The 21,117-nt window shown below is 41.9% G+C and carries 16 protein-coding genes and 3 pseudogenes; 11 read left to right on the top strand and 8 right to left on the bottom strand.

The features are described from left to right. Positions 1-79 precede the first annotated feature (79 nt). Positions 80-494, bottom strand: a pseudogene (gene tnpA / locus F7734_RS40670) (IS200/IS605 family transposase). A 67-nt stretch (positions 495-561) separates the two neighbouring features. Between tnpA and F7734_RS40665 the strand changes: the two are divergent. Next, positions 562-1,950, top strand: coding sequence for an IS200/IS605 family accessory protein TnpB-related protein (locus F7734_RS40665; RefSeq protein WP_166482459.1), 1,389 nt, complete (start codon positions 562-564; stop codon positions 1,948-1,950). Positions 1,951-2,234: 284 nt separating this feature from the next. Here the strand turns inward: F7734_RS40665 and recG are convergent. The 4 genes and pseudogenes from recG to rpsB form a co-directional block, all read right to left on the bottom strand. Then, positions 2,235-4,846 (bottom strand): annotated as a pseudogene (gene recG / locus F7734_RS40660) (ATP-dependent DNA helicase RecG). 66 nt (positions 4,847-4,912) lie between these two features. Then, positions 4,913-5,911, bottom strand: coding sequence for a primosomal protein (locus F7734_RS40655; RefSeq protein WP_155750090.1), 999 nt, complete (start codon positions 5,909-5,911; stop codon positions 4,913-4,915). Positions 5,912-6,079: 168 nt separating this feature from the next. Beyond that, the gene (tsf, locus tag F7734_RS40650) at positions 6,080-7,024 is read right to left on the bottom strand and encodes a translation elongation factor Ts (RefSeq protein ID WP_155750089.1); all 945 of its coding nucleotides are present in this window, start codon (positions 7,022-7,024) and stop codon (positions 6,080-6,082) included. 125 nt (positions 7,025-7,149) lie between these two features. Then, the gene (gene rpsB / locus F7734_RS40645) at positions 7,150-7,947 is read right to left on the bottom strand and encodes a 30S ribosomal protein S2 (protein WP_155750088.1); all 798 of its coding nucleotides are present in this window, start codon (positions 7,945-7,947) and stop codon (positions 7,150-7,152) included. Here rpsB and F7734_RS61145 point away from each other — a divergent pair. Further along, positions 7,872-8,036, top strand: coding sequence for a hypothetical protein (locus F7734_RS61145; RefSeq protein WP_166482457.1), 165 nt, complete (start codon positions 7,872-7,874; stop codon positions 8,034-8,036). The genes rpsB and F7734_RS61145 overlap by 76 nt on opposite strands. Before the next feature lie 103 nt (positions 8,037-8,139). Here the strand turns inward: F7734_RS61145 and F7734_RS40640 are convergent, their stop codons facing one another. Together F7734_RS40640 and F7734_RS40635 are read right to left on the bottom strand one after the other, a co-directional pair. Further along, the gene (locus tag F7734_RS40640; RefSeq protein WP_155750087.1) at positions 8,140-9,162 is read right to left on the bottom strand and encodes a glycosyltransferase family 2 protein; all 1,023 of its coding nucleotides are present in this window, start codon (positions 9,160-9,162) and stop codon (positions 8,140-8,142) included. 39 nt (positions 9,163-9,201) lie between these two features. After that, a complete protein-coding gene (locus tag F7734_RS40635; RefSeq protein ID WP_155750086.1) occupies positions 9,202-9,879 on the bottom strand; it encodes a hypothetical protein in 678 nt (225 codons plus the stop codon). A gap of 326 nt (positions 9,880-10,205) precedes the next feature. Here F7734_RS40635 and F7734_RS40630 point away from each other — a divergent pair, with 326 nt between their 5' ends. The 9 genes from F7734_RS40630 (at position 10,206) to F7734_RS61135 (ending at position 20,530) form a co-directional block, all read left to right on the top strand. Further along, the gene (locus F7734_RS40630; protein WP_155750085.1) at positions 10,206-11,168 is read left to right on the top strand and encodes a cation diffusion facilitator family transporter; all 963 of its coding nucleotides are present in this window, start codon (positions 10,206-10,208) and stop codon (positions 11,166-11,168) included. Positions 11,169-12,242: 1,074 nt separating this feature from the next. Then, positions 12,243-13,514, top strand: a complete 1,272-nt coding sequence (locus F7734_RS40625) for an EndoU domain-containing protein (RefSeq protein ID WP_155750084.1) — start codon at positions 12,243-12,245, stop codon at positions 13,512-13,514. 734 nt (positions 13,515-14,248) lie between these two features. Then, a complete protein-coding gene (locus F7734_RS40620) occupies positions 14,249-14,782 on the top strand; it encodes an AraC family transcriptional regulator (protein WP_155750083.1) in 534 nt (177 codons plus the stop codon). Between the two features lie 209 nt (positions 14,783-14,991). Further along, on the top strand, positions 14,992-16,734 hold the full coding sequence (locus F7734_RS40615) for a ScyA-related TPP-binding enzyme (protein ID WP_155750082.1): 1,743 nt from the start codon (positions 14,992-14,994) through the stop codon (positions 16,732-16,734). Position 16,735: 1 nt separating this feature from the next. Continuing rightward, on the top strand, positions 16,736-17,851 hold the full coding sequence (locus F7734_RS40610; RefSeq protein WP_155750081.1) for a 3-oxoacyl-[acyl-carrier-protein] synthase III C-terminal domain-containing protein: 1,116 nt from the start codon (positions 16,736-16,738) through the stop codon (positions 17,849-17,851). A gap of 294 nt (positions 17,852-18,145) precedes the next feature. Then, positions 18,146-18,973, top strand: coding sequence for an SDR family NAD(P)-dependent oxidoreductase (locus tag F7734_RS40605; RefSeq protein WP_243147355.1), 828 nt, complete (start codon positions 18,146-18,148; stop codon positions 18,971-18,973). Positions 18,974-19,325: 352 nt separating this feature from the next. Next, the gene (locus F7734_RS40600; protein WP_155750080.1) at positions 19,326-19,517 is read left to right on the top strand and encodes a hypothetical protein; all 192 of its coding nucleotides are present in this window, start codon (positions 19,326-19,328) and stop codon (positions 19,515-19,517) included. A gap of 502 nt (positions 19,518-20,019) precedes the next feature. Then, a complete protein-coding gene (locus F7734_RS66405) occupies positions 20,020-20,235 on the top strand; it encodes a DnaB-like helicase N-terminal domain-containing protein (RefSeq protein WP_166482458.1) in 216 nt (71 codons plus the stop codon). Positions 20,236-20,275: 40 nt separating this feature from the next. Further along, entirely contained in the window at positions 20,276-20,530 is a 255-nt protein-coding gene (locus F7734_RS61135; RefSeq protein WP_243147354.1) for a hypothetical protein, read from the top strand. Positions 20,531-20,795: 265 nt separating this feature from the next. Here F7734_RS61135 and F7734_RS40590 read toward each other — a convergent pair. Continuing rightward, positions 20,796-21,074: pseudogene (locus F7734_RS40590) on the bottom strand (tetratricopeptide repeat protein); the annotation flags it as partial. Between the last annotated feature and the right edge of the window lie 43 nt (positions 21,075-21,117).

Genomic DNA, 21,117 nt, shown 5'->3' with positions numbered 1-21,117 from the left:
AACATAGTGGGAGCGCGAGAACCCCTGTGTTTTTAACCAGGGGATGAAGCGCGACACAACAGGTTTTAACCTGTTGTCTTCATTTCCCACGCTGATTTTCAATGTACTTTTTAACTACCTCTGTACTAACTTGTCCTGTTGACGCTACAAAGTAAGTTGGAGTCCACAAAGCAGGTAGTTTTAAAAGTTCTGGAAATTCTTTTCTTAAGTGATGAGATGCTCTACCTTTAACCCCGGAGCGCAATTTGTGAGGGGGCTTCATCTGTGGGTGCATTGATGAACATATGCACGTGGTCAGGTTGAATTTCTAATGCGATAAGTCTCCAGTTGTGTTCTTGCACTAATTCAAAAATAATTTCTTGCAGTCTTCTTGCCACATCAGTGACTAAGACGGGTCTTCGTCTTTTTGGTACAAATACAAAATGATAATTGATTGAGGACACGGAATTCTCAGTTCTTCTGTAGTCGTGGTCTTCTTGAGAAAGTTTTGCCATTTTATGCGGAATACTGTTGCTAAAGTGTGTAGTATCTAAAATAATAAACAACAGGAGGTGATAACAAGTGTACAAGACTTTACCAGTTAAGGCAAAGTTTACAGATATTGAAGAATTGTTTTGGATAGACCAATGCCAACACGCTAACAGTTTGATGAATTGCGCTCTTTATCACGTTCGTCAAACTCATTATTCAAGACTTGAAGAGTTGGGTAATGCTTTTACAACTTATTGGCGTGGTGATGAATTGCGGCACGGTTGGAAGACATACAAATGTTTTACGACTTATCCCGAACTAGATAAAATTCTTAAGGACAATCCACATTACAAGGCTCTTGCCGCACAAGCCGCACAGCAAACATTGAAATCTGTAGGAGAATCAATAACCAGTTACAACGGATTAGTTAACGCTTACTACAGAGGTGAAGTTGATAGACCATCATTACCACAATACAGAAAAAGTGGTGGACTTGCAGCAGTTACGTTCCCACGACAAGCACTTACTTACAAAGATGGTTGTTTTTATCCATCAATCAGTAGAGAAACTAAACCACATTTGTTAACTGAAATTGCTTTACCCTCGCCTGAATTCATTGATTCTGATTGGGTAAAGGAGGTGACAGTACGTCCTTGTTACGGTCAGTTGTGGATTGATTGGGTTATCGATGACGGTAAACAAATAATTGAGATTAATCCCAATCTTGATTACACACAAGCTTGGAGTTTCGACCACGGTGGTAATAATTGGATGACAGGTGTTTCAACACTGGGACAAAGTTTGATTATTGATGGTAAAAAGTTACGGTCAATGAATCAAGGTTATTGTCGTCTGGTTGCCAAATACAAACAAGGCAAGTCTGATTTTTATTGGGATGCTAACCTCGATAGAATTCAACGCCAACGCAACAATCAGATGAGAGATGCCATTAATAAAGCAGCAAGATTCATTATTAATCGATGCCTTGCTGACGGTATCGGTAATCTTATTGTTGGTTGGAATGAAGGGCAGAAAAATGGTTCAGATATGGGCAAACGTGGAAACCAAAATTTCGTACCCATTCCAACGGGTAGATTGATTGAACGGCTTAAACAACTCTGCCCAGAGTACGGAGTTGTTTTGACAGTTACTGAAGAGTCATACACATCAAAAGCGTCATTTCTTGATGATGATTTCCTGCCTACATTTGGTGAGAAACCCAACGGATGGAAGGCATCAGGTGAGAGAATTGAGCGCGGTATTTACAAGACCAAAAAAGGTTTTTTAATTAATAGTGACTGCAACGGTGCAGCCAACATCATGAGAAAAGTAGCCACACAGCTAGGACTTGTTCTAGTTAAGGTGGGTAGGGCAGCCTTGAGTCTGCCACATCGGTATGATTTATTCCGCAATCTAAAGAATACATTTCGTACAAAGTTACGGAGTGTGGCTTTAGCCCACGGAGTAACAACCATGTAGAATCCCTCGTGTTTCAACCGAGGGAGAACTCAATTCCCTATCTGTAAATGGAATTACCATTATGGCACTGTCTTTTGGTCTAAGTAGCTAAAAAGGATTTTAAATATATTATGTTAATCTGCGACTTTATATACAAGTTAACAAAATTTCAAGAAATAGAAAAGTTTTGAGAAGGAGGCAGATGGCAGAAGGATGCAATAAGGTGGATTTCTTCAGTGTACCTCACGAATATTCACCATTCAAAATCGAGAGTTCTCAAACACTAGAAAGAGACTGACAGTCAATCATGTCATAATTGCTCCCCCCATTAACCGCTCATACCGATATTTCAACTCTTCTTTCATCAAAGACCAACGCTCTAAACTGGCGTCTATCTCTATCACCTTTTCTGCTGCTTGTCGCGCCAGAACTAACACTTCCTCATCCTCTACCAAACTTGCCAAAGTGAAGTCAGGTATACCAGATTGACGAGTTCCTAAAACTTGACCGGGACCGCGAAAACGCATATCCATTTCAGAGATAAAAAAGCCATCTTGTGACTGTTCTAAAACTCGCAGGCGTTGCTGTGCGTCAGGGCTTCTAGAACTGCTCATCAACAAACAGTAAGATTGAGCCGCACCTCTACCAACACGTCCTCGTAACTGGTGCAATTGCGATAAACCAAATCGTTCCGCATTTTCTATGAGCATAACTGTTGCATTTGGTACATCTACACCTACCTCTACAACAGTGGTCGAAACTAAAATTTGAGTTTGATTATCCCGAAATTTACTAATAGCTTCGTCCTTATCAGCCGAACTCATGCGACCGTGCAGTAACCCCACTTGAAACTCAGGAAAAATACTTTCTTGTAACTTTTGATGCTCTTCCACTGCCGATCGCACATCTAATTTTTCCGATTCTTCCACCAATGGCAAAACCACGTAAACTTGTTGTCCCTTAGCAATCTCTCTACGGATGAGGTCGTAAGCTTGAGTTCGCTGCTGACTTGTGAGGATATTTGTCTGAATTTTTTGCCGTCCGGGTGGTAACTCATCAATTTGGCTTACATCCAAATCCCCGTGTATTGTGAGCGCAAGTGTTCGAGGAATGGGAGTTGCTGTCATTGTTAAAACGTGAGGTTGCTCGCCTTTTTGCTGCAATTTTGCCCGTTGTTCCACTCCAAAGCGATGTTGTTCGTCAATCACCACCAAACCCAACCGTTGAAAGTTAACCGGGTTTTGAATCAATGCGTGAGTTCCCACCAACAGAGGTAATTCACCAGTTTCCAACTGAGCGTGGATTTGTCTTCTTTTTGCTATTTTTGTAGAACCCGTCAGTAATTCCACTGGTAAATGCAAAAGATTAAACCAACTCACTAACTTACGATAATGCTGTTCTGCCAAAACTTCAGTAGGAGCCATCAGTGCTGCTTGATACCCAGATTGAATAGCAGCCAGGATAGCAATCACAGCAACAATCGTTTTACCAGAACCTACATCCCCTTGAACTAAACGATTCATCGGCACAGATGTTTGTAAATCGTTGAGAATTTCATTAACAACTCGTTGCTGTGCGTTAGTCAGTTTAAACGGCAGTATGTTGTAAAATTTCTCTAATAGCTCACCTTTAGGAGCCAAAATAGCACTGGTTTGACTGGCTTTTGCATAGTGTTGCCGTTGAAGTAAACTCAGTTGTAAGTAAAAGAATTCGTCAAAAACAAGACGACGACGGGCAGCTTGAAGGGTAATACTGTTTGAAGGAAAGTGAATGTTAGCTACTGCTTCCTTCAATTCCATCAATTCATACTTAGTTCGCAACCCACTTGGTAATGGATCTTTGAGAGAGGAAGCACAAGGTAAAACGGCAGTCACTGCTTGACGCACGAGATCCGCACCCACACCCTCTGTTAGGGCATAAACTGGCAACACTCGATTGATACTCAGTGCCTCTATTGTATCTCCCGGATGTGCTAAAACTTCTATTTCTGGATCTTCCAAAGTCAACCCATACTTACTTCCTTTAACCAATCCACATGCCGCTACAATGCTACCCTGTGGATAGCGCCGCTTTAAACTTTCTTGCCAAGCGCGACTGCTATAGCGCGTACCTGCGAAAAAGCGACTAATTTTCATGCGTCCGGTGTTATCTCGCAGTAATAATTCTAATATTGTTAACTTTTGATTTTTAGGGCTAGTGAAACAGTTGCAACTTTTGACGGTTGCTACTATCGTCACTGTCTCTCCCGCCTCCAACTCGCGGATATGAGCTTGACGACTATAATCAATATGGTCGCGGGGATAGTAAAAAAGCAAGTCGCGCACTGTCTCTAAGCCAAGACGCTCTAAACTTCCAGCTTTTTTGATTCCTATTTCTGGTAATTCCCTGAGCTTTTGGTCAATTTTGGGAGCCAGTCTTCGACTGACCTCGGCAACGATTTTGGATTCTGGATTTTGGATTTTGGATTCTGGATTGGGGATTGAGGATTGGGGATTGGGGATTGGAGATTGGACAACGGGGGTTGGGGGTTGGGAAGAAAGAATTCTGGAGTAGGTGAATGAGGATGAAGAGATGAGGAGGGATCTCCTGAGGGGGATGACGAAGATGAAGGAGATGAAGAAGATGTTATTGTTTCGTTCTCAACAGTTTGCTGTAATTGATAAAGATACTTGCGAGTTTCTGAGATTAAACGTTGTCTATCTTGCAACACCAGATTGGAATAATTAGCAAATTCAGCCGATAACTCTTGCCAGCGACGGCGTTCATTGGTGGGCAATCCCATGGGAAATTTGCCGAAAGTTAGGGTAAAAAATTCACTGAAGCGATATTGCTTACCCATTAAATCGGTAAAACCCTGTTCTGCCTCTATAGCTAAGGCTTTCTGTAATCGAGTCCAATCTGGCTTGTCATTAATCATGGATTTAAAATTTTGGATGCGTGGATTTGGGATTTTGGATTCAATCTAAAATCGAAAATCCAAAATCTAAAATTCATCAGACCAAATAGCACGCCAAGCTGCTTCTGCTTGAGCAATTGACCGTTCTCGCTGTTTCTTGTGGTACTCTTGCCCTAGCTTATTTAGTTGAATGAGGATACTCCGGATCTGCTTGCGGCTAGATGACAGCGTTACATCATTAAACTCAATTTCTCCAAGTCGCAGGTTAAGAGCCATAATCTGTGTCAAATTTGGTTCTTCTGACTGCTGCTCGCCATCAACTTCAATCACCAAGTTGAGTAAGTTAGGGGGTCCTGGCATAACTTCAGCAGAAGCCTCTGAAGCTGCGGCTGCGGCTGCTTCCAAAATAGGCTCTGGTAATTTTTTAGGCAGTATACCCGATCGCTGTAACAGAAGATTAGCGTCACGTGAAACCAACTTCAGCTTATCTTGCACTGCTCTTTCCAAACCATGCTGCCATTTCAGTATTTCTATGGGGTTAGAGGAGTTTGGAAATGGAGGTAAGGGTACTGGCGATCGCTCTGACAAGGAGAATAAGGCGGATATAGGGGATGGAGGGGAAAAGGGAAGAGAGGCAAACAATGAGGGATTTTCTTCCTTGTCGCTTTCTTGCTCCCTTCCTCCCTTGCTTCTCAGTTCTTCTTTTGTACCATCTTCGTCATTTTTCCTATTTTCTTCATCTCGCTCATTGTTTTTATCTTCCCGTTGTTCTTTGTTCTGCTCATCTTGACTTGCTTCCTGTTGCTCGCTTTTCATTAAAGCTTGCAACTGTTCTGCTGTTTGCTGACCAAACTTACGGACAGATTTTTGCAATTGCTGGCGCTGATTTAAGGACAACCTCAAGAAACTTTCAGGATACCCTTGGGTACATAGGTAGTAAGTTGCTTGATTTAACTGTTGCCGTACAGTTTGTCCCAGGGTCATTAAATAATTGGCATAAGCATTTTGAAGTTCTTTAGCGATCGCTTGAATCGCCTCTTCTAATGCCTGAATATCCCGTTCTATTCGTTCAATCGCTCTTGCCATACTTTTATTATTTATCGCCCATCTGAACCGAATATGGTACAAATGCACTTAATTATTGTAGGATAAATTTGTTTAAGGACACTAGCTTAATATATTAATAAACATTTTTGTAAGGTGGGCAGTCCCCACCCTACGCTTAATGGAAATCTTTTAGGTGAAGAGAGTCATTTACTGAGTACCCATTTGGGCAGCTACCTCTTCAGCAAAATTGCTTTCTTGCTTTTCAATACCCTCACCTAGTACGTAGCGAGTAAAACGGTGAACTTGGACGCTTCCGCCTACTTGTGCTGCGCTTTGCTTGATCAATTCCTCCACGGTGATACTTTGATCGCGAATGTAAGGTTGATCCACCAAAGTCATTTCTTTGAGGCGTTTTTCAATTCGTCCTAGAACAATCTTTTCCTTAATGTTCTGTGGTTTGTTACCCAAGTCATCCCGCCCCATTTCGATGTCTTTTTCCTTTTGGACAACTGCCGCTGGAATTTCATCTACGTTGACATACTCAACGTTGGGGCAAGCCGCTATTTGCATGGCTACATTGCGCGCTAGAGTTTGGAGTTGCTCGTTTCCAGACCCTGCTTCAGCTTGACTGGTCAGTTCAACCAACACACCGACTCGACCGCCAGTGTGAATGTAACTGTCTATAACTCCTTGTGTGCCTTCTGCTAGGTCATATTTAGTGAATCGGCGAACCTGAATATTTTCACCAAGTTGGGCAATACTTTGCTTGAGAAAATCTTCGACCTTGACGCTTTCATCTTCTATATAGGGTTGAGCCAACAATGACTCAACACTGTCAGCAGTTGCTGCTTGTTTTGCCAAGTTTTGAACTAGGGCTTTGAAGGCATCATTACGGGCAACAAAATCAGTTTGACAGTTAACTTCTATGACTACGCCAACCTGCCCACCTGGTTGAATATAGTTGTCCACTAGACCTTCTGCCGCAATCCGTCCTGCTCCCTTCTCGGCTTTTGCAATGCCTTTTTGTCGCAACCACTCGATAGCTTTTTCTATATCACCATCAGTTTGTTGCAGTGCTTTTTTGCAGTCCATCATGCCGGCACCAGTTTTCTGGCGTAGCTCTTGGACGATTTTTGCAGATATTTCCGCCATGTTGCCTCAATTCGTACTTAATGGTTAAGAGCTAATTGCTAATTGCTAATTGCTAATGGCTAACGGCTAATGGCTAATGGTAAAAAACAATTAGCTATTAGCTATTAGCCATTAGCAATTCAATTTTATTCGTCGTCTTCGTCATCTGGAAAAGCGTCAGAATAATCTGTTTCGCTTTCTTCGTAGTCGAAGTCTTCTTCAGCGCCTTCGTAATCTTCGTATTCTTCTTCTACATCCAATTGACCGTGACGACCTTCATATATGGCATCCGCGAGTTTGCCCACGATCAACTTAATTGACCGGATAGCATCATCATTTGCGGGAATTGGAATATCTACTACATCCGGATCGCAGTTTGTATCTAACATGGACACAATGGGAATGCTGAGTTTCTGGCATTCTTGAACTGCGTTATACTCTCGGCGCTGGTCTACAATCACCACTACATCGGGAACTTTCCGCATGGTTTTAATACCACCCAGATACTTCTGAAGCTTTGCCATTTCCCGACGTAGCATTGCTGCTTCTTTCTTTGGTAGTAGATCGAGAGCACCATTTTCTTCCCGGCGTTCCAAATCTTTCAAACGATCTACACGAGTTTTGATGGTCGTCCAGTTGGTGAGCATTCCTCCCAACCAACGCTGGTTGATGTAGTGAGCACCACAACGAGCCGCTTCTTGGGCAATAATCCCTGCAGCTTGACGCTTTGTTCCAACGAACAAAAACTTTTTACCCGCTTCGGCTTGCCCTCGCATATAAGTATACGCTTCTTCCATCAACTGAGCTGTTTGCACCAAGTCGATGATATGGACTCCGTTCCGGGACGTATATATATAAGGAGACATTTTTGGGTTCCACCTGCGGGTCTGATGCCCAAAGTGAACCCCTGACTCCATCATCTGAGCCAATGAAACAACTGGCATATTCTTTAACTCCTATTCGGGTTAAACCTCCATCCAAGTGGATTTCCCAATATCAGGAAACACCCGAACCCTTGGATGTGCGAGATTAGTGAACCATACAAGGTTAGCACATTTTGGGGAATGGGGCATGGCGCATGGGGAATGGGGCATAGTGACAAAACACGAAATATAAAGTACAAAATTCCCTACTCCCTACTCCCTACTCCCTACTCCCTGCCCATACGCTTCATACACGCCTTTAACGTTATACCAGTTTAAGAAAATTCTGGCGATTTCTAATGCTAATTGCGGTTTACCTTGTTGAATCAACCACTGTAGAAATGGAGCCATTGTCCGTTCGTTCAAAAATCCATTAAGGGAAAGAATTCCCCAGAGCAAGCGATGCAGCCAAGTCATTTGAATCATCATTCGCACTTCCCAAGTGGGATGCTTTTGATAAAATAAAACGCCCATACGTCCGCGTTGAATTTCTTTGTCTATTAAGCGAGGAATTTGTTCTAAATTAAAGGGAGGATGCCAGTGAAAGCCGACTGCATCGGGACATTTAATAAGTTTTAAACCTAGTTTTTTTAGACGAACACCTAATTCTAAATCTTCCCATCCATAAAGTTGGAAGCTGGTGTCGAAAAGCCCCGCTTCTTCTAGCCAATGTTTTGCGATCGCTACATTTCCTGTGGCAAAAAAAGCAGCAGAAAAATCTGTTATTTTATAAGGTTCAGATGTGGGATTGTCAAAGTTACAGGTATTAATGACTTCCCCATAAGTGAAAATGCGTTCGCCTTTGGTGCAAGCCTCCCCCGGCTTATCGCTTGCCAATTTCTCTTTTCCTTGGGATAGTGCATTAGCATGAGCTTGTAGAAAATTCTCTGTGACAACTAGATCGCTGTCAATAAAAACGATTGTGTCGCCTACTGCCTTCTCTACACCCAAATTTCGAGCGGCGGCTGGTCCTTTATGGTCTTGACGAAATGTTCGCACGTGGGGAAACTCGCTTTTGTGTGTTTCCAACCACTCCAGGGTGCCATCAGTGGAGCCATCATCTACCAAAACAACTTCGTAACCCTCGACACAGGTGCCACTTGCTGTCTCTAGGTTACCATTTGTCAGTTTCTGAGTTTCCATAGCTCGCAGGCACTTTTCTAAAATTGGCTTGCGATTGTAAGTCGGAATAACAACGCTAAAAAACACAACCTCACCCACAACGATATTGCCCATCTTCAGGATAGGACAGAGAAGGCTCTCACACTGTTCCTATTAAAAATTACCCCGACGACGGTTTCGACGTAGCAACAAAGCTGCTCCAGTCACACCTAAGGTAACTAATGTTGTTGTGGCGGCTGGTTCTGGAACTCTTTGAGGAGTCCGTATAGAGAAATTTAGCACAGCGACACCCCTAGACGTTAAGGGACCATCAGTTGAGCTTGGAGTCAGTCTGTCTTCTTGAGTAAACGTGATTAAGCCTGTGGCGTTCTCGAATATACCTGTTCCACCAGTGACATTTATGATACCACCACCTACGATAGTCTGTTGCACCAGATCGATGACAGCGCTATCGCTTGCTCTTCCAAACAACTCGTTGGAACCACCAAAGTAGCGATCGCCACGAAGGTTGCCTTCTACGCCAAATACGGATGGATCTGCATCAAATCTGCTGAATATTTGGGTTCCGCGATCGTCAAACTGCCCGTAAGTTCTGCTATCAAACTTAGTTAATCCGAAAGGGGCATCACCAATACTGTCACCTAGAACGGCTACATCTAGAATGTTTTTTTCCTCGTTAAAGACAGGACCAAAGATGGCTAATGCGTCGTAGGTAATACTAAATTCATAAATATTTTCTGTAGTCTGTGCAGTTACTTTTTGTACATTTGAGCCAAAACCAAGTAAAGTTAAGGCTACGGGAATGAGCCATGTGACTTTCGGATGGAGCATGACAGTCCTTTGCTTTTTAGGCTAAAACACTGAGTGTAAATAAAATAGTGTTCTCATCCAAAATAATATGTAGTAATGAAGAAAAGCTTAATAAATTTTTTATAAAGTCCTGATGAAATTACATAATTTTTATAACAATTTTTCTCTAGAAAAGCGTGAAATTACTGAGGCTTTCCATACGTTGGCAGAGAAATCAAGGAACTTGTGCTTCGTCCTCAAGCGTCAGTTATTAAGCAGTACCCACGACAAATATTACTGGTGGGCGCTATTATGCTAAAAATATAGATTCTTTTTCAAAAATATAATTTACACAGAGGTTGTGATTGATGCTTTCAATTCAAAGGTGTGAATGCGCTTGTGCAGATGGTGTAACAAAAGTGGCTTCTAACCCGCAAAAAACTCGGATTTTGTCAATAACTATATTTTTGCTTGTTGGGTTTTTCGTAACCGAGTGGAGCGTGGGTTTGTGGAGTGGTAGCCTATCTTTACAGGCAGATGCAGAACACATTCTCTCTGATGTAGCAGCTTTGGGAATCTCGTTACTTGCGAGTTGGTTGGCGCAGAAACCCGCTACTGGCAGGGCAACTTTTGGTCATCGCCGAATTGAAATTTTAGCAGCTTTGGCAAATGGTTTGAGTTTGCTTGTCATTGCTCTTTTTATCTGTTGGGAGGCAATTCATCACCTTCATAGCCCTGAAGGGATTTCAGGCTTACCAATGTTGGTGGTGGCAACAATCGGTTTAATCGTCAACTTGCTAAACATCACTTTGCTTCATCCTCATTCTCATAATGACTTGAATCTTCGAGGGGCTTTGCTTCATGTCATCGCGGATACTGCGAGTTCCTTGGGTGTCATTCTTGCGGCTGTGGCGATTCATCTTTGGAATTGGTTGTGGGCAGATGCAGTTATTAGTCTATTTGTTGCTGGTTTTACAGGTTTGAGTGCCTTACCACTCCTTCAAGAAAGTCTTTTGATTCTTTTGGAATATGCACCGCCATCGATCGATCCGGTTAAGGTGGAAATTTCTTTAAAATCTTTTCCTCAAGTGGTGAAAGTTGAAAAACTCCGTGTTTGGAAAATTAGCAGGGCGCAAGTTATGCTCTGCGCTCACATCACTGTGGATTGTACAAATTTTGAGGAAAGTCATGGCTTACTCACGCAGTTGCGATCGCATCTCCAACAATCTTTTGGCATTCACGAAGTCACTTTACAGCTGACCAACCGTAAATTCTTAACAGCAAATTCCATTCATCCTTTATTTAAGCAGGACTTAATCTCGATGCTTTAACAGTGACCTAGAATCGACAATCTAGTAATTAAACCGAACGTTTGGTATAAAGTGTAGAAATTCATCAGCAAAATATTACTTGGTTAACACAACTGCAAGTAAATTCCCTGCAAAGGATAGAAGAGATGACATTAACGTAAAATCTGGATCTTTAGCACTTTTTACTATCAATGTAGAACGCGGTATTCCCAAGGAGAAGCAACGATGAATTTTACAAGTCAGTTGGCAAGAAAACATAAAACCATTTTCGGTTCGTAGTTCCGCTGTCTATGCCTGCGGCATACCTAGGGCGAACGCATACATCGTAAAAATTATTTACGCCGCCCTACGTATATTCTTTTCTGTCAATAATGATACAAATTATTAGTGTAGAGACGCAAGTGAATTAGTCTTGCGCGATCGTTACTGAACAAGTACTCTAAAAATCAGATACTTTATATTTCATAAGGATGAATAGACATGGATCGGGAAGTTATTATATTTCTTATTAGTGCAAGTGGCGTTATTCTCTACCTGGTATTTTCTGCAATGACTGAGATGGGTACAAAGCTACCTTGGAAAAAATAGGTTGATTGGATGATATCATATCCCCTTAATTTAGTCTTGTTGTTTTATGATTCTTAAAGTAAGTCTTGTAGGGCGGGTGAGGATGTCACTCTAATTTATTACGGTATCCTCCCCCGTACCATATGAATGTCTCAAGAAAATGCTGTGGTTTATTTACTTGGAAATTTCTGAAAGAAATATTTTAAATATTAATAATTAATTAATCAAAATTTAATCCAATAATGAGAAATTAGAAGCGGTTATTCACTAATTTTTTGAGTGAGGTCTAATATCATGTTTGGATGAAAACTAGGACGCTTGTTAGTGGTTGCAATGCATGCAAAGACAGTGCAACTACGAACCAATGAATTTATAGGTTATTGACCGAACATGATATGAAACTGAATTTTTTACATCTATGAATTCATTTTGAAATGAGTTTGTTAGATGCGATCGCTCAACTATTGAGTGTAGTTATCCACTTGTATTCCCATGCATTGTTTAGTCAAACATTTTACCCAGTTCAGTATGTCTAAGTTAAATTTACTTTTGAATGTAGCAGGAGGAACTGTCCTACTGCTTTCCTTTTCAGTGTCTAGTGCCAATAGCGCTACAATTTCTGAAGGGTTTGAGACTGGCACTAAAGGCAGTTACGCAGCTGCTGATGTCAATCTTGGTACGGGCGTTTGGAATATGAACGACGCTCTGATTGGGGATCTGGCAAACGATCGCAAGACTGGGGCAAAATCTGCGCGCATTCGCAACAACGGTAGAGTGACGATGAAATTTGACCGCACTACAGGTGCTGGGACTATCACCATTCAACACGCCAAGTTTGGTTCTGATGGTAATACGAATTGGGGAGTTTGGTGTTCAACTAATAGCGGATCTTCCTGGACGCAAATTGGTTCTACAATTACAACCACCTCAACAACACTTCAAACAGCACAGTTTACTCCCAATATTTCTGGTACAGTTCGCTGTGAAGTTCGCAAGACTGATGGAAGTGGCAACAGAACTAACATTGATGAGATCGTCATTACCGATTATGGTTCTTCCACTCCTCCCCCCCTACCATCGGGTTCTGTGCCTTTCTTTGACAATATTAATAACCCCGTCTCTGGCTTAGCCTACGGTAGCCCAGCAGATGTTACACCTCCTGCGCCAACTTTGAATAGCTTTGACACAGCGATCGTTAATCTTTGTGGCGCACCTGGTACAGTTGTTAGCCGTTCTAGTTTTCAGTCTACAATGCAGAACAATCCTACAGTCTTAGCTAATGTTAAGACATATGTAGGTGGATTTTTAGAAATCGGTCGTACTTCCGATGCACAGTTCTTAGAAGACTTGACAGATGTTTGGTTTAATGTAGATGGCTTCGATCACGTATTCTGTGGAGAACCCGTTGCAGGAGGTTCTATTGGTGGGCTACACTTTGTTGGTCGCTATGTAGAGCTTCAGGAAAAGGGTTTAGCTGGGCGTTTGGACGATAACACATTCAGAGAAGAAGTTATTCCCAATACGGTTTATACCATGGGTGTTGTCATGACGGTAGGTAGTGGTACTGCTAGATCTAACATCAAGGGATATCCTTACACCCTCAATGCTGAAGAAATTCTATCCATCGCATCTTTAGCTTATAAAAACAACCCCAACACAAGCACTACAAACCAGGTTTGTAATTTAAGCGTTACGGATGACAGTAGAAGCTTTACAGCTATCTTTGTGAGAAGAGAAGGCGGTGTCCGTACTTTTTATCCTGATGCAACTCCGGCTAACAATGCAGCGTGCAACCAGTAATAGTCATTTTTGCTGTTGCTAGAAATATCAGACCCTTGAACTTTTATCAAAGCTAGTACCGCAAGGCGAAAGTCAAAAGTCAAAAGTCAAAATTTTTGTATATCAAGGCTTTTGCCTGTTTGAAATGGTTGCTTTATTTCCGCCGCGTTGTACTAGTTTCTTGCATAGTTTTGAAACCAAATGTTTACAATCCTTGTAGAGACGTGCTAAGGCGCGTCTTTACATTGTTTTTGAACATATAGCAATCCTATTTGAGATCCAAACAAGGGAGACAAGGAAGACAAGGGAGACAAGGAAGACAAGGGAGACAAGGGAGACAAGGGAGACAAGGAGGACAAGGAAGAGGTGTTTGTAAATCATTTAGGACTGCTATATTTCATTAATGACTAAAATTTATAAATACAAGTACCCATATGGGTAATTTTATAACTTCCGATAATCTTTTACATCAAGTGCATAGGTTAATTGTATTGGCAATTATATAAAGATAAAGAATGAGAATTATCTTAAGTAGCTAGAAAACAGGAGTTTATTACAATTTGTAGTATATCTTAAATTTTTATCAGTGACTAATGACAAATGGCTCATGACTAATGACAATTCTCACTAGTTAACTTTAATTGTGCTGACTGACTTAACTTGCAATACTACAAGGGCTGAGACATAAATTCCAAAACACTAAAATTCTCAGACTTAACTTGATGTAACAGGAACTTTATTAAATAGTTAAAAAAATGATTGAAATTTTAATAGTTAATGAAAGTCCCGAAACCAAGTTTTTTTTAATGAAATGCTTGGAAGCTACAGGCTTTACAGTAATTGAAATAAAAAATGGTTTTGTTCGTGCTCATTTAACAGAGAAGGAACTGTCTAATATTGAAGAGAGTAAAAAATCTGGTAATATCTCTTCTATCTTTCCATCTATTCCCCGGCTGTATAAGGTTTTTGAATTCATTGAACTGAATTATCGCCGACCTATTAGCTTAAAAGAAGTCGCTCAAGCAGTTGGTTACTCCTCTGCTTACTTAACTAACTTAGTCCGGCGGCTAACTGGAAAAACGGTTAATGATTGGATTATCTTGCGGCGGATAACAGAAGCATGCTCCTTGCTTTTAAGAACTAATGAATCTGTTAATCAAATTGCTTTACAAGTGGGTTATCAAAATATCAATCATTTTTACTCTCAGTTCCGCGATTGTCATGGCACTACCCCCCATGCTTGGAGAAAAGCGCAACGCTCCAAACTAAGTCGTAGTAAAAAAATGTAAGTTTGAGAATGAACATCTACAAATAATTCATCATTTTTTATTTTTAGCAAAAAATAATTAATTACCAAATCATTGTTAGCGGATTACTCTTGATATCAAGAGACCAGCAAAAAGTTAACGAGCAAGCCGAAATTAATAGACCTCTGGTGGAAAAGATGTAAGGGCGCTCTTACGTTGTGCCCCTACCAAGTCAAACAAGGAATGAATTTATGAGTGTCGCTTTAACTCCCTCACTTGTTACGAATAGCCAATCTAATTCACAATCAGACTTGGTACCTATTTCAGTTGCATCTGCAATAGTCAAGATGCTGGAAGAAATAGGAGTGCAATATGCATTTGGTGTATCAGGGGGAGCAATTGTCCCTTTGTGGCACGCTTTGCAACATAGTTCTATTCGGGTGCTTCATTTTCGTCATGAAGCAGGAGCAGCTTTTGCAGCGACTGAAGCGTACTTTGCTAGTGGTTCCCCGGTTGTGGTGTTTAGTACAATCGGTCCTGGTATCACTAATGCAATGACAGGTTTATTTGCTGCTCGTTGGGAAGGTGCAAAAGTCATTTTTGTATCACCTTCCACCCCAGCATCTCGGCGCGGACGATGGGCTTTCCAAGAAACTAGTGCTTACACAATGCCTACCACAGGGATTTTTACCTCAGAATCTCTGTTTCATTATGCTACTACCCTCGAATCTGATGATGAACTCCCACAGATCTATCGCAGGCTTGCAAAAGGCTTAGCCCAACCTGGTGGCTTTGTAGCACACTTGAGTATCCCCAGCAATATCCAAGCAAGTTCAATGAAAGCATCACTGTCACCAGGGCAACTTTCTCTTGCTCCCGCTACCGCCACGGAAGAAACTATTGCAAAATGTGCGCGGTTGTTGTCGCAAAGAGCGTTTGCTATCTGGGTTGGCTTTGGTGCAAGAAATGCAGCCGCAGAAATCCGTCAGCTTGCTGAGAGGACAGGGGCGGCTGTCATGTGTTCGCCGCGTGGCAAAGGGATTTTTCCAGAAAACCATCCTCAGTTTGTGGGGGTAACCGGCTTTGGCGGGCATGAGTCAGTTTTGAAGTATATGCGAGAGTCTTGTCCTTTCCGGACGCTAGTACTTGGAACGCGTCTTGGTGAACTGACTTCATTTTGGAATCCTACAATGCTTCCGGAACGAGGTTTCTTACACGTTGATATCGACCCGGAAGTTCCAGGAACTGCATATCCGTCTGTTGATACGTTTGCTATTCAGTCTGATGTCAGCTTGTTTGTAAAGGCGTTGTTAAAGTATTTTCCGGAGAATAAAAATCAGTCAGTAATTGCGTTGCCTCGATCTGAACGCAAGACAATCAATACCCGTGTGAAGGGTTTGGTGCGTCCTCAAGTCCTTATGGATGCAATTCAAGAGGTGATTGTTGAAAAGACCAATGCAATAGTGATGACAGAACCAGGTAACTCATTAGCTTGGGGAAATCACTTACTGCAATTTACCGAATCAGGTCGTTACCGAGGAAGTACGAGTTTTAGTTCTATGGGTCATTTTACCACGGGCGTTGTTGGTGCTGCACTTGCAAGCAATAAAAAAGCAGTTGCCATTGTTGGGGATGGTGCCATGCTGATGAACAGTGAGGTGAGTACGGCTGTGAAATACGAAATTCCTGCTGTCTGGATTGTTCTTAATGATGGATATTACAACACGTGCCGTCAGGGCGTGGCATGTCTGGGATTGAAGGGTATGGATACGGAAATTCCGCAGGTGGATTTTGTTAAAGTTGCTGGCGCTATGGGAGCCGAGGGTATCCGTGTTAATAATGAATCCGATATTAAACAAGCTTTGGAGAAAGCGATCGCATCTCAATTTCCTTTTGTAGTTGATGTAGTTATCGATCCAACTGAGCTTATACCAATAGACGGTCGAATCGACAGTTTGATTTCGCAAACCACTACAAATTCTAAAGGAGGTTAAAATGAAAGACTATTCAGTAGGCATTCGCTCGCTAGCAGTGAGCTTTCCAAACATCGTATATACAAATGATTACTACCGCAAGAAATTCCCAGACTTAGTGACTCAGTCCGAACAAAAAAGCTTGGGAAGGCTTTTTTCCCTTGCTGGCTCTACTCCCGGCAATGTGTTTGACCAGGAGATGATGCCTTATCTATCAGACCCCTTTCGTGGTGCTGTTGAGCGACGCATACTCAGTTCAGATGAATCGTCATTAACCCTTGAGTGTCGTGCAGCACGAGACGCTCTGAAGGCAGGGAATTTCTTGTTAGAAGACATCGATCTTGCGATCGTCACCTCTTTTGGGGCTGAAGAAGTTATAGCTGGCAATGCTGCTTTTCTAGTTAACGAATTAGGTTTGCGTTGTGCCACTTGGAATCTTAATTCAATGTGTTCAAGTGCTATAGTTGCGCTCCAAACTGCCAGTACCTTTGTACGGTCAGGAGAGTACCGCAATATCCTAGTGATTACTTCCTGTGCATATTCTCGTCTTCTGGATGAAAGAGATACCATCTCCTGGATAGCAGGAGATGGTGCCGGAGCCTTTGTAGTGAGTGAACTCAAAGCCAACCAAGGAATTCTCGGTAGTAAAATTATTCATGCTGCAGAAACTCGTAGCGCATTTTACACTGAACTGGCAGAGGATTCTCAGGGCAACCAACGATTATTTATGCGATCGGGTAAGGGCGCAAATCGAGTCATCAGCAATACGGCTACTGATTTGATTCTCACTTGCACTGAGGGTGCCGCTGCTGCTGCTAATGTGAAACTCGACGAAATTAATTTCTTTGTTTTCAACACACCAACTGCCTGGTTTGCTAAATTTGCTACTTGCGTACTGGGTATTGAGCCAGAACGCACCATCGATCTTTACCCTAAGTATGGGAACATCGGACCTGTACTTCCTCTTGCTAATTTATACCACGCCGCGCAATGGGGTAAGATTCAAGAAAATGACTTAGTTCTTATTTATTCTTTCGGTGCAGCGGCAAATGCCATTGCAACTGTCATGCGTTGGGGTGATGTCACCTTAGGTCCGGCTCCTTCTTTAAATGAACCTGTGGCAGCATTGGTACGCTAAAGCTAGCTCTGTCAAGGTGACTCACAAAATTTTGATTCATCTGTGTTCTCTACGTACTCTGCGTTTCAAAAGTCATTTATTTAACCGCAGAGGCGCAGAGTACGCAGAGGGAAGAAGGCTATTAATTTCCTGAAGTTTTCATCCACCTTGACAGGGCTAGTAAGCTAAAACTCACCAACATTGAATTTATAATACAACCTCTGCTCTTCTCTTTGTGCTCTTTGCGCCTTTGCGGTTATCAAAATGTTTTTGAACCGCAAAGACACGAAGAACGCGAAGATAAGATATCGAAGATTGGATTCTAAGTTAGAAGCAGAGAATATGGACTTGCAACTGAAAGGAAAACGTGCTCTTGTCACTGGTAGTAGCTCTGGTATTGGTGAAGGTATTGCTAAGGCACTAGCACAAGAAGGGGTGACAGTAGTTATACATGGTCGGAATGAACAACAAGCCAGTCGCGTTGCTGGGGAAATTATAGCAGCTGGTGGAAACGCGTTTGTTGCTCTTGGTGATTTAGCTACCGATAAAGGAGCGGAGCAAGTAATACATAAGGTTTTATCAATTCTTGGTGCTGTCGATATTTTGGTTAACAACGCTGGTACTTATTCAATAAGTAGTTGGATGAACTCCACTCCCAGTCAATGGTTGGAGCTTTACAATATTAATGTTGTTTCTATGATACGCACAACCCTGTTACTTTTGCCGCAAATGCGAGAACTGGGTTGGGGACGCATCATTAACATCGCTAGTACTGTAGCAACAAAACCAACATCTGTGGCTGACTATTCAGCAACCAAAGCTGCTAATCTAAACTTAACAGTCAGTTTGGCACAAGAGTTGGCTGGAACTGGAATCGCAGTGAATTCGGTCAGTCCTGGTTCAATTGTCACACCTCGTTTAAACAACATCATGCTTCAGATTGGTTTGGCGCAAGGATGGGGTACGGATTTGGAGCAGATCCAGCATCATATGTTACAAGGGATGATGAAGAATCCTGCCGATCGCCTGGGAACTGTTGAAGATGTGGCTCATTTGGTGACTTTTCTTTGTAGCCCTCTTGCTGATTACATTAATGGTGCAAACTTGCGTGTGGATGGCGGTTGGGTACCAACGGTTAACTAGAGTTAAATTTCTTTTTAAAAAAAATATCTTAAAGTGTTCATAAAAAGACACCAGAGCGAGAATTGGTCACAATACTACAAGGGCTGAGATATAAATTCCAAAACACGTAGGTTGGGGAGCCACTCACGTGCGGGGGTTCCCCCCGTTGAGTGAAGTGGCGTTTGAGGAACGAAACCCAACATCTAGAAGCATTTGTTGGATAACGCTTGTGCTCAACCCAACAAAGCTAAAATTTTTATCCCTTGCAGTATTGGAATTGGTCAGGAATTTGTGTATTGTTACTTTCTTGTTACTTTTAACCAGTAATTTGAAAATAAGCATAAATTCCACATTAGATTGAAGAACATTGAACATGGCTAAAATTACAATTTCTCAACTGCGTACTGTTGATACTGCTTCTATCCAAGAGTTGACAAATGCTGAGATTAATGCAACAAAAGGCGGACTTGTACCCCTTCCCGTAGAATTCCTTGGCGTTACATTAGAGAGTATTCAGAAATACGTGTCTGAGGAATTGCCAAAAAGCTTAGGCTTGGTGGTATGAGTACTTTTCACTCAAGTTCTTACAAATCAACGTAAAACAGTACATTTCGGATAATTAAGCGATTGTTAACCCGCTTTTCTTTATGAGAGCGGGTTTTGTTTGGTCATATGTGGGTTCGCCACATTACGATAACTTTGTACACAAGCAGTAGCACACTTTAAAGCTTACTTGCTAAAACTTACACTAGAGTAGCCACTTTGTACACAGTTCCCGTAACGTTATATGTAAATATGGGTGTCTGCCGAGATACCTGCAAACACGGACACGTTGTAAACTATTGTTGCGATACGTGCTTTTTGGATTTACTAACCTGCCTGAAAATGATATTGAGATAATCAATGTTTTACATGGTAATATCAACTCTTCACCCTCTTCAAGATCTCAAACTTGTGCATTAATAGCCAATTTTGGGAATATTTTCACCGATCGATCTCTTACAGTTCAACCATGAAACAACGGTAAATCAAAGGTTTGGATAATCTGTTTAACAAAGCTTTACAACGTGTCTCAATTTACGTATATCTCGGCAGGCATCCATTTTGAGGCAGAAGAGGGCATTCTGGGCGGAATTCTGTTAGATCCAGAAGCTATTGAAAGAGTTTTGGAAATCTTAGAACCTAGAATGTTTTACCTGCAAGCCCACGGCGACATTTACGCGGCGGCGAACCCTCAATGGTCATACCTCAGAAGTCTGGAGCGTAGCTTTCAGCCCGGATAGTAAGACCATTGCTACTGGTAGTAGGGACAACACAGTACGGTTGTGGAATATCAACGGGCAACTACTCCAAACCCTCAATGGTCATACCGGAGGAGTCATGAGCGTAGCTTTCAGCCCGGATAGTAAGACCATTGTCACTGCTAGTGATGACAACACAGTACGGTTGTGGAATTTGAATTTAGATGATCTACTGGTACAAGGTTGCACTTGGTTGCATGACTATCTAAATAACCCTAGTGTTAACCTAAGTAATAATGACCGTCACCTTTGCGATGACATCAGTACTGGCAGGTAAGAAGTGATCGCACCCCAAGACTGTACAAGTTTATCCTATCTCCGTGTCTGACTGCAAAAAAAGACAATAAAAATGTATTAGTGTGTCGGTTGCTGGGGGTGATATGGCATCCCTAAAAGGGTGATCGGTAACTGGCGTAGTCAGCGCATTTTAGTGAACAGGTGAGTCAAGTCTTAGCTGCTTTTCTAGAACAGTTCTTTTCACAACCACGAGAAATTAAGACTTTTCGCCAGATATTCCACGAAATGGCTCTTTGGTGGAGTATTCAACTTGTACTTTGTTTGTTCCTTAAAAAATTTGCATAATTATGCAAAAAATCTGCATAATTTTTTCTGACTAATATTGTGTTTGGATGACCTATCCTTAAGCTGCGTTCAGCAATTTCCAATGCTTTGATGTAGAGAGGTTCAGCTTCAGTGTACCGTCCTTGGGATTCGTAGAGTCCTGCCAAGTTATTGTAACTAAAGGCGACATGAGGGTGCTCATCTCCCAGCACGCGTCGGATTAGTTCCAATGCTTTGATGTAGAGAGGTTCAGCATCTGTCTCTTATACACATCTAAGAGCCAAAGCGACTAAGGCGAATATA

This window comes from Scytonema sp. UIC 10036, from assembly GCF_009725235.1.
This window is presented reverse-complemented; position numbering and strand designations above follow the sequence as displayed.

What these genes read in the sequence shown, in the direction of transcription:
- F7734_RS40655 (WP_155750090.1), bottom strand. Translation starts at nt 5,911, where the DNA reads ATGGCAAGAGCGATTGAACGAATAGAACGGGATATTCAGGCATTAGAA.
- tsf (WP_155750089.1), bottom strand. Translation starts at nt 7,024, where the DNA reads ATGGCGGAAATATCTGCAAAAATCGTCCAAGAGCTACGCCAGAAAACT.
- rpsB (WP_155750088.1), bottom strand. Translation starts at nt 7,947, where the DNA reads ATGCCAGTTGTTTCATTGGCTCAGATGATGGAGTCAGGGGTTCACTTT.
- F7734_RS40640 (WP_155750087.1), bottom strand. Translation starts at nt 9,162, where the DNA reads ATGGGCAATATCGTTGTGGGTGAGGTTGTGTTTTTTAGCGTTGTTATT.
- F7734_RS40635 (WP_155750086.1), bottom strand. Translation starts at nt 9,879, where the DNA reads ATGCTCCATCCGAAAGTCACATGGCTCATTCCCGTAGCCTTAACTTTA.
- F7734_RS40630 (WP_155750085.1), top strand. Translation starts at nt 10,206, where the DNA reads ATGCTTTCAATTCAAAGGTGTGAATGCGCTTGTGCAGATGGTGTAACA.
- F7734_RS40625 (WP_155750084.1), top strand. Translation starts at nt 12,243, where the DNA reads ATGTCTAAGTTAAATTTACTTTTGAATGTAGCAGGAGGAACTGTCCTA.
- F7734_RS40620 (WP_155750083.1), top strand. Translation starts at nt 14,249, where the DNA reads ATGATTGAAATTTTAATAGTTAATGAAAGTCCCGAAACCAAGTTTTTT.
- F7734_RS40615 (WP_155750082.1), top strand. Translation starts at nt 14,992, where the DNA reads ATGAGTGTCGCTTTAACTCCCTCACTTGTTACGAATAGCCAATCTAAT.
- F7734_RS40610 (WP_155750081.1), top strand. Translation starts at nt 16,736, where the DNA reads ATGAAAGACTATTCAGTAGGCATTCGCTCGCTAGCAGTGAGCTTTCCA.
- F7734_RS40600 (WP_155750080.1), top strand. Translation starts at nt 19,326, where the DNA reads ATGGCTAAAATTACAATTTCTCAACTGCGTACTGTTGATACTGCTTCT.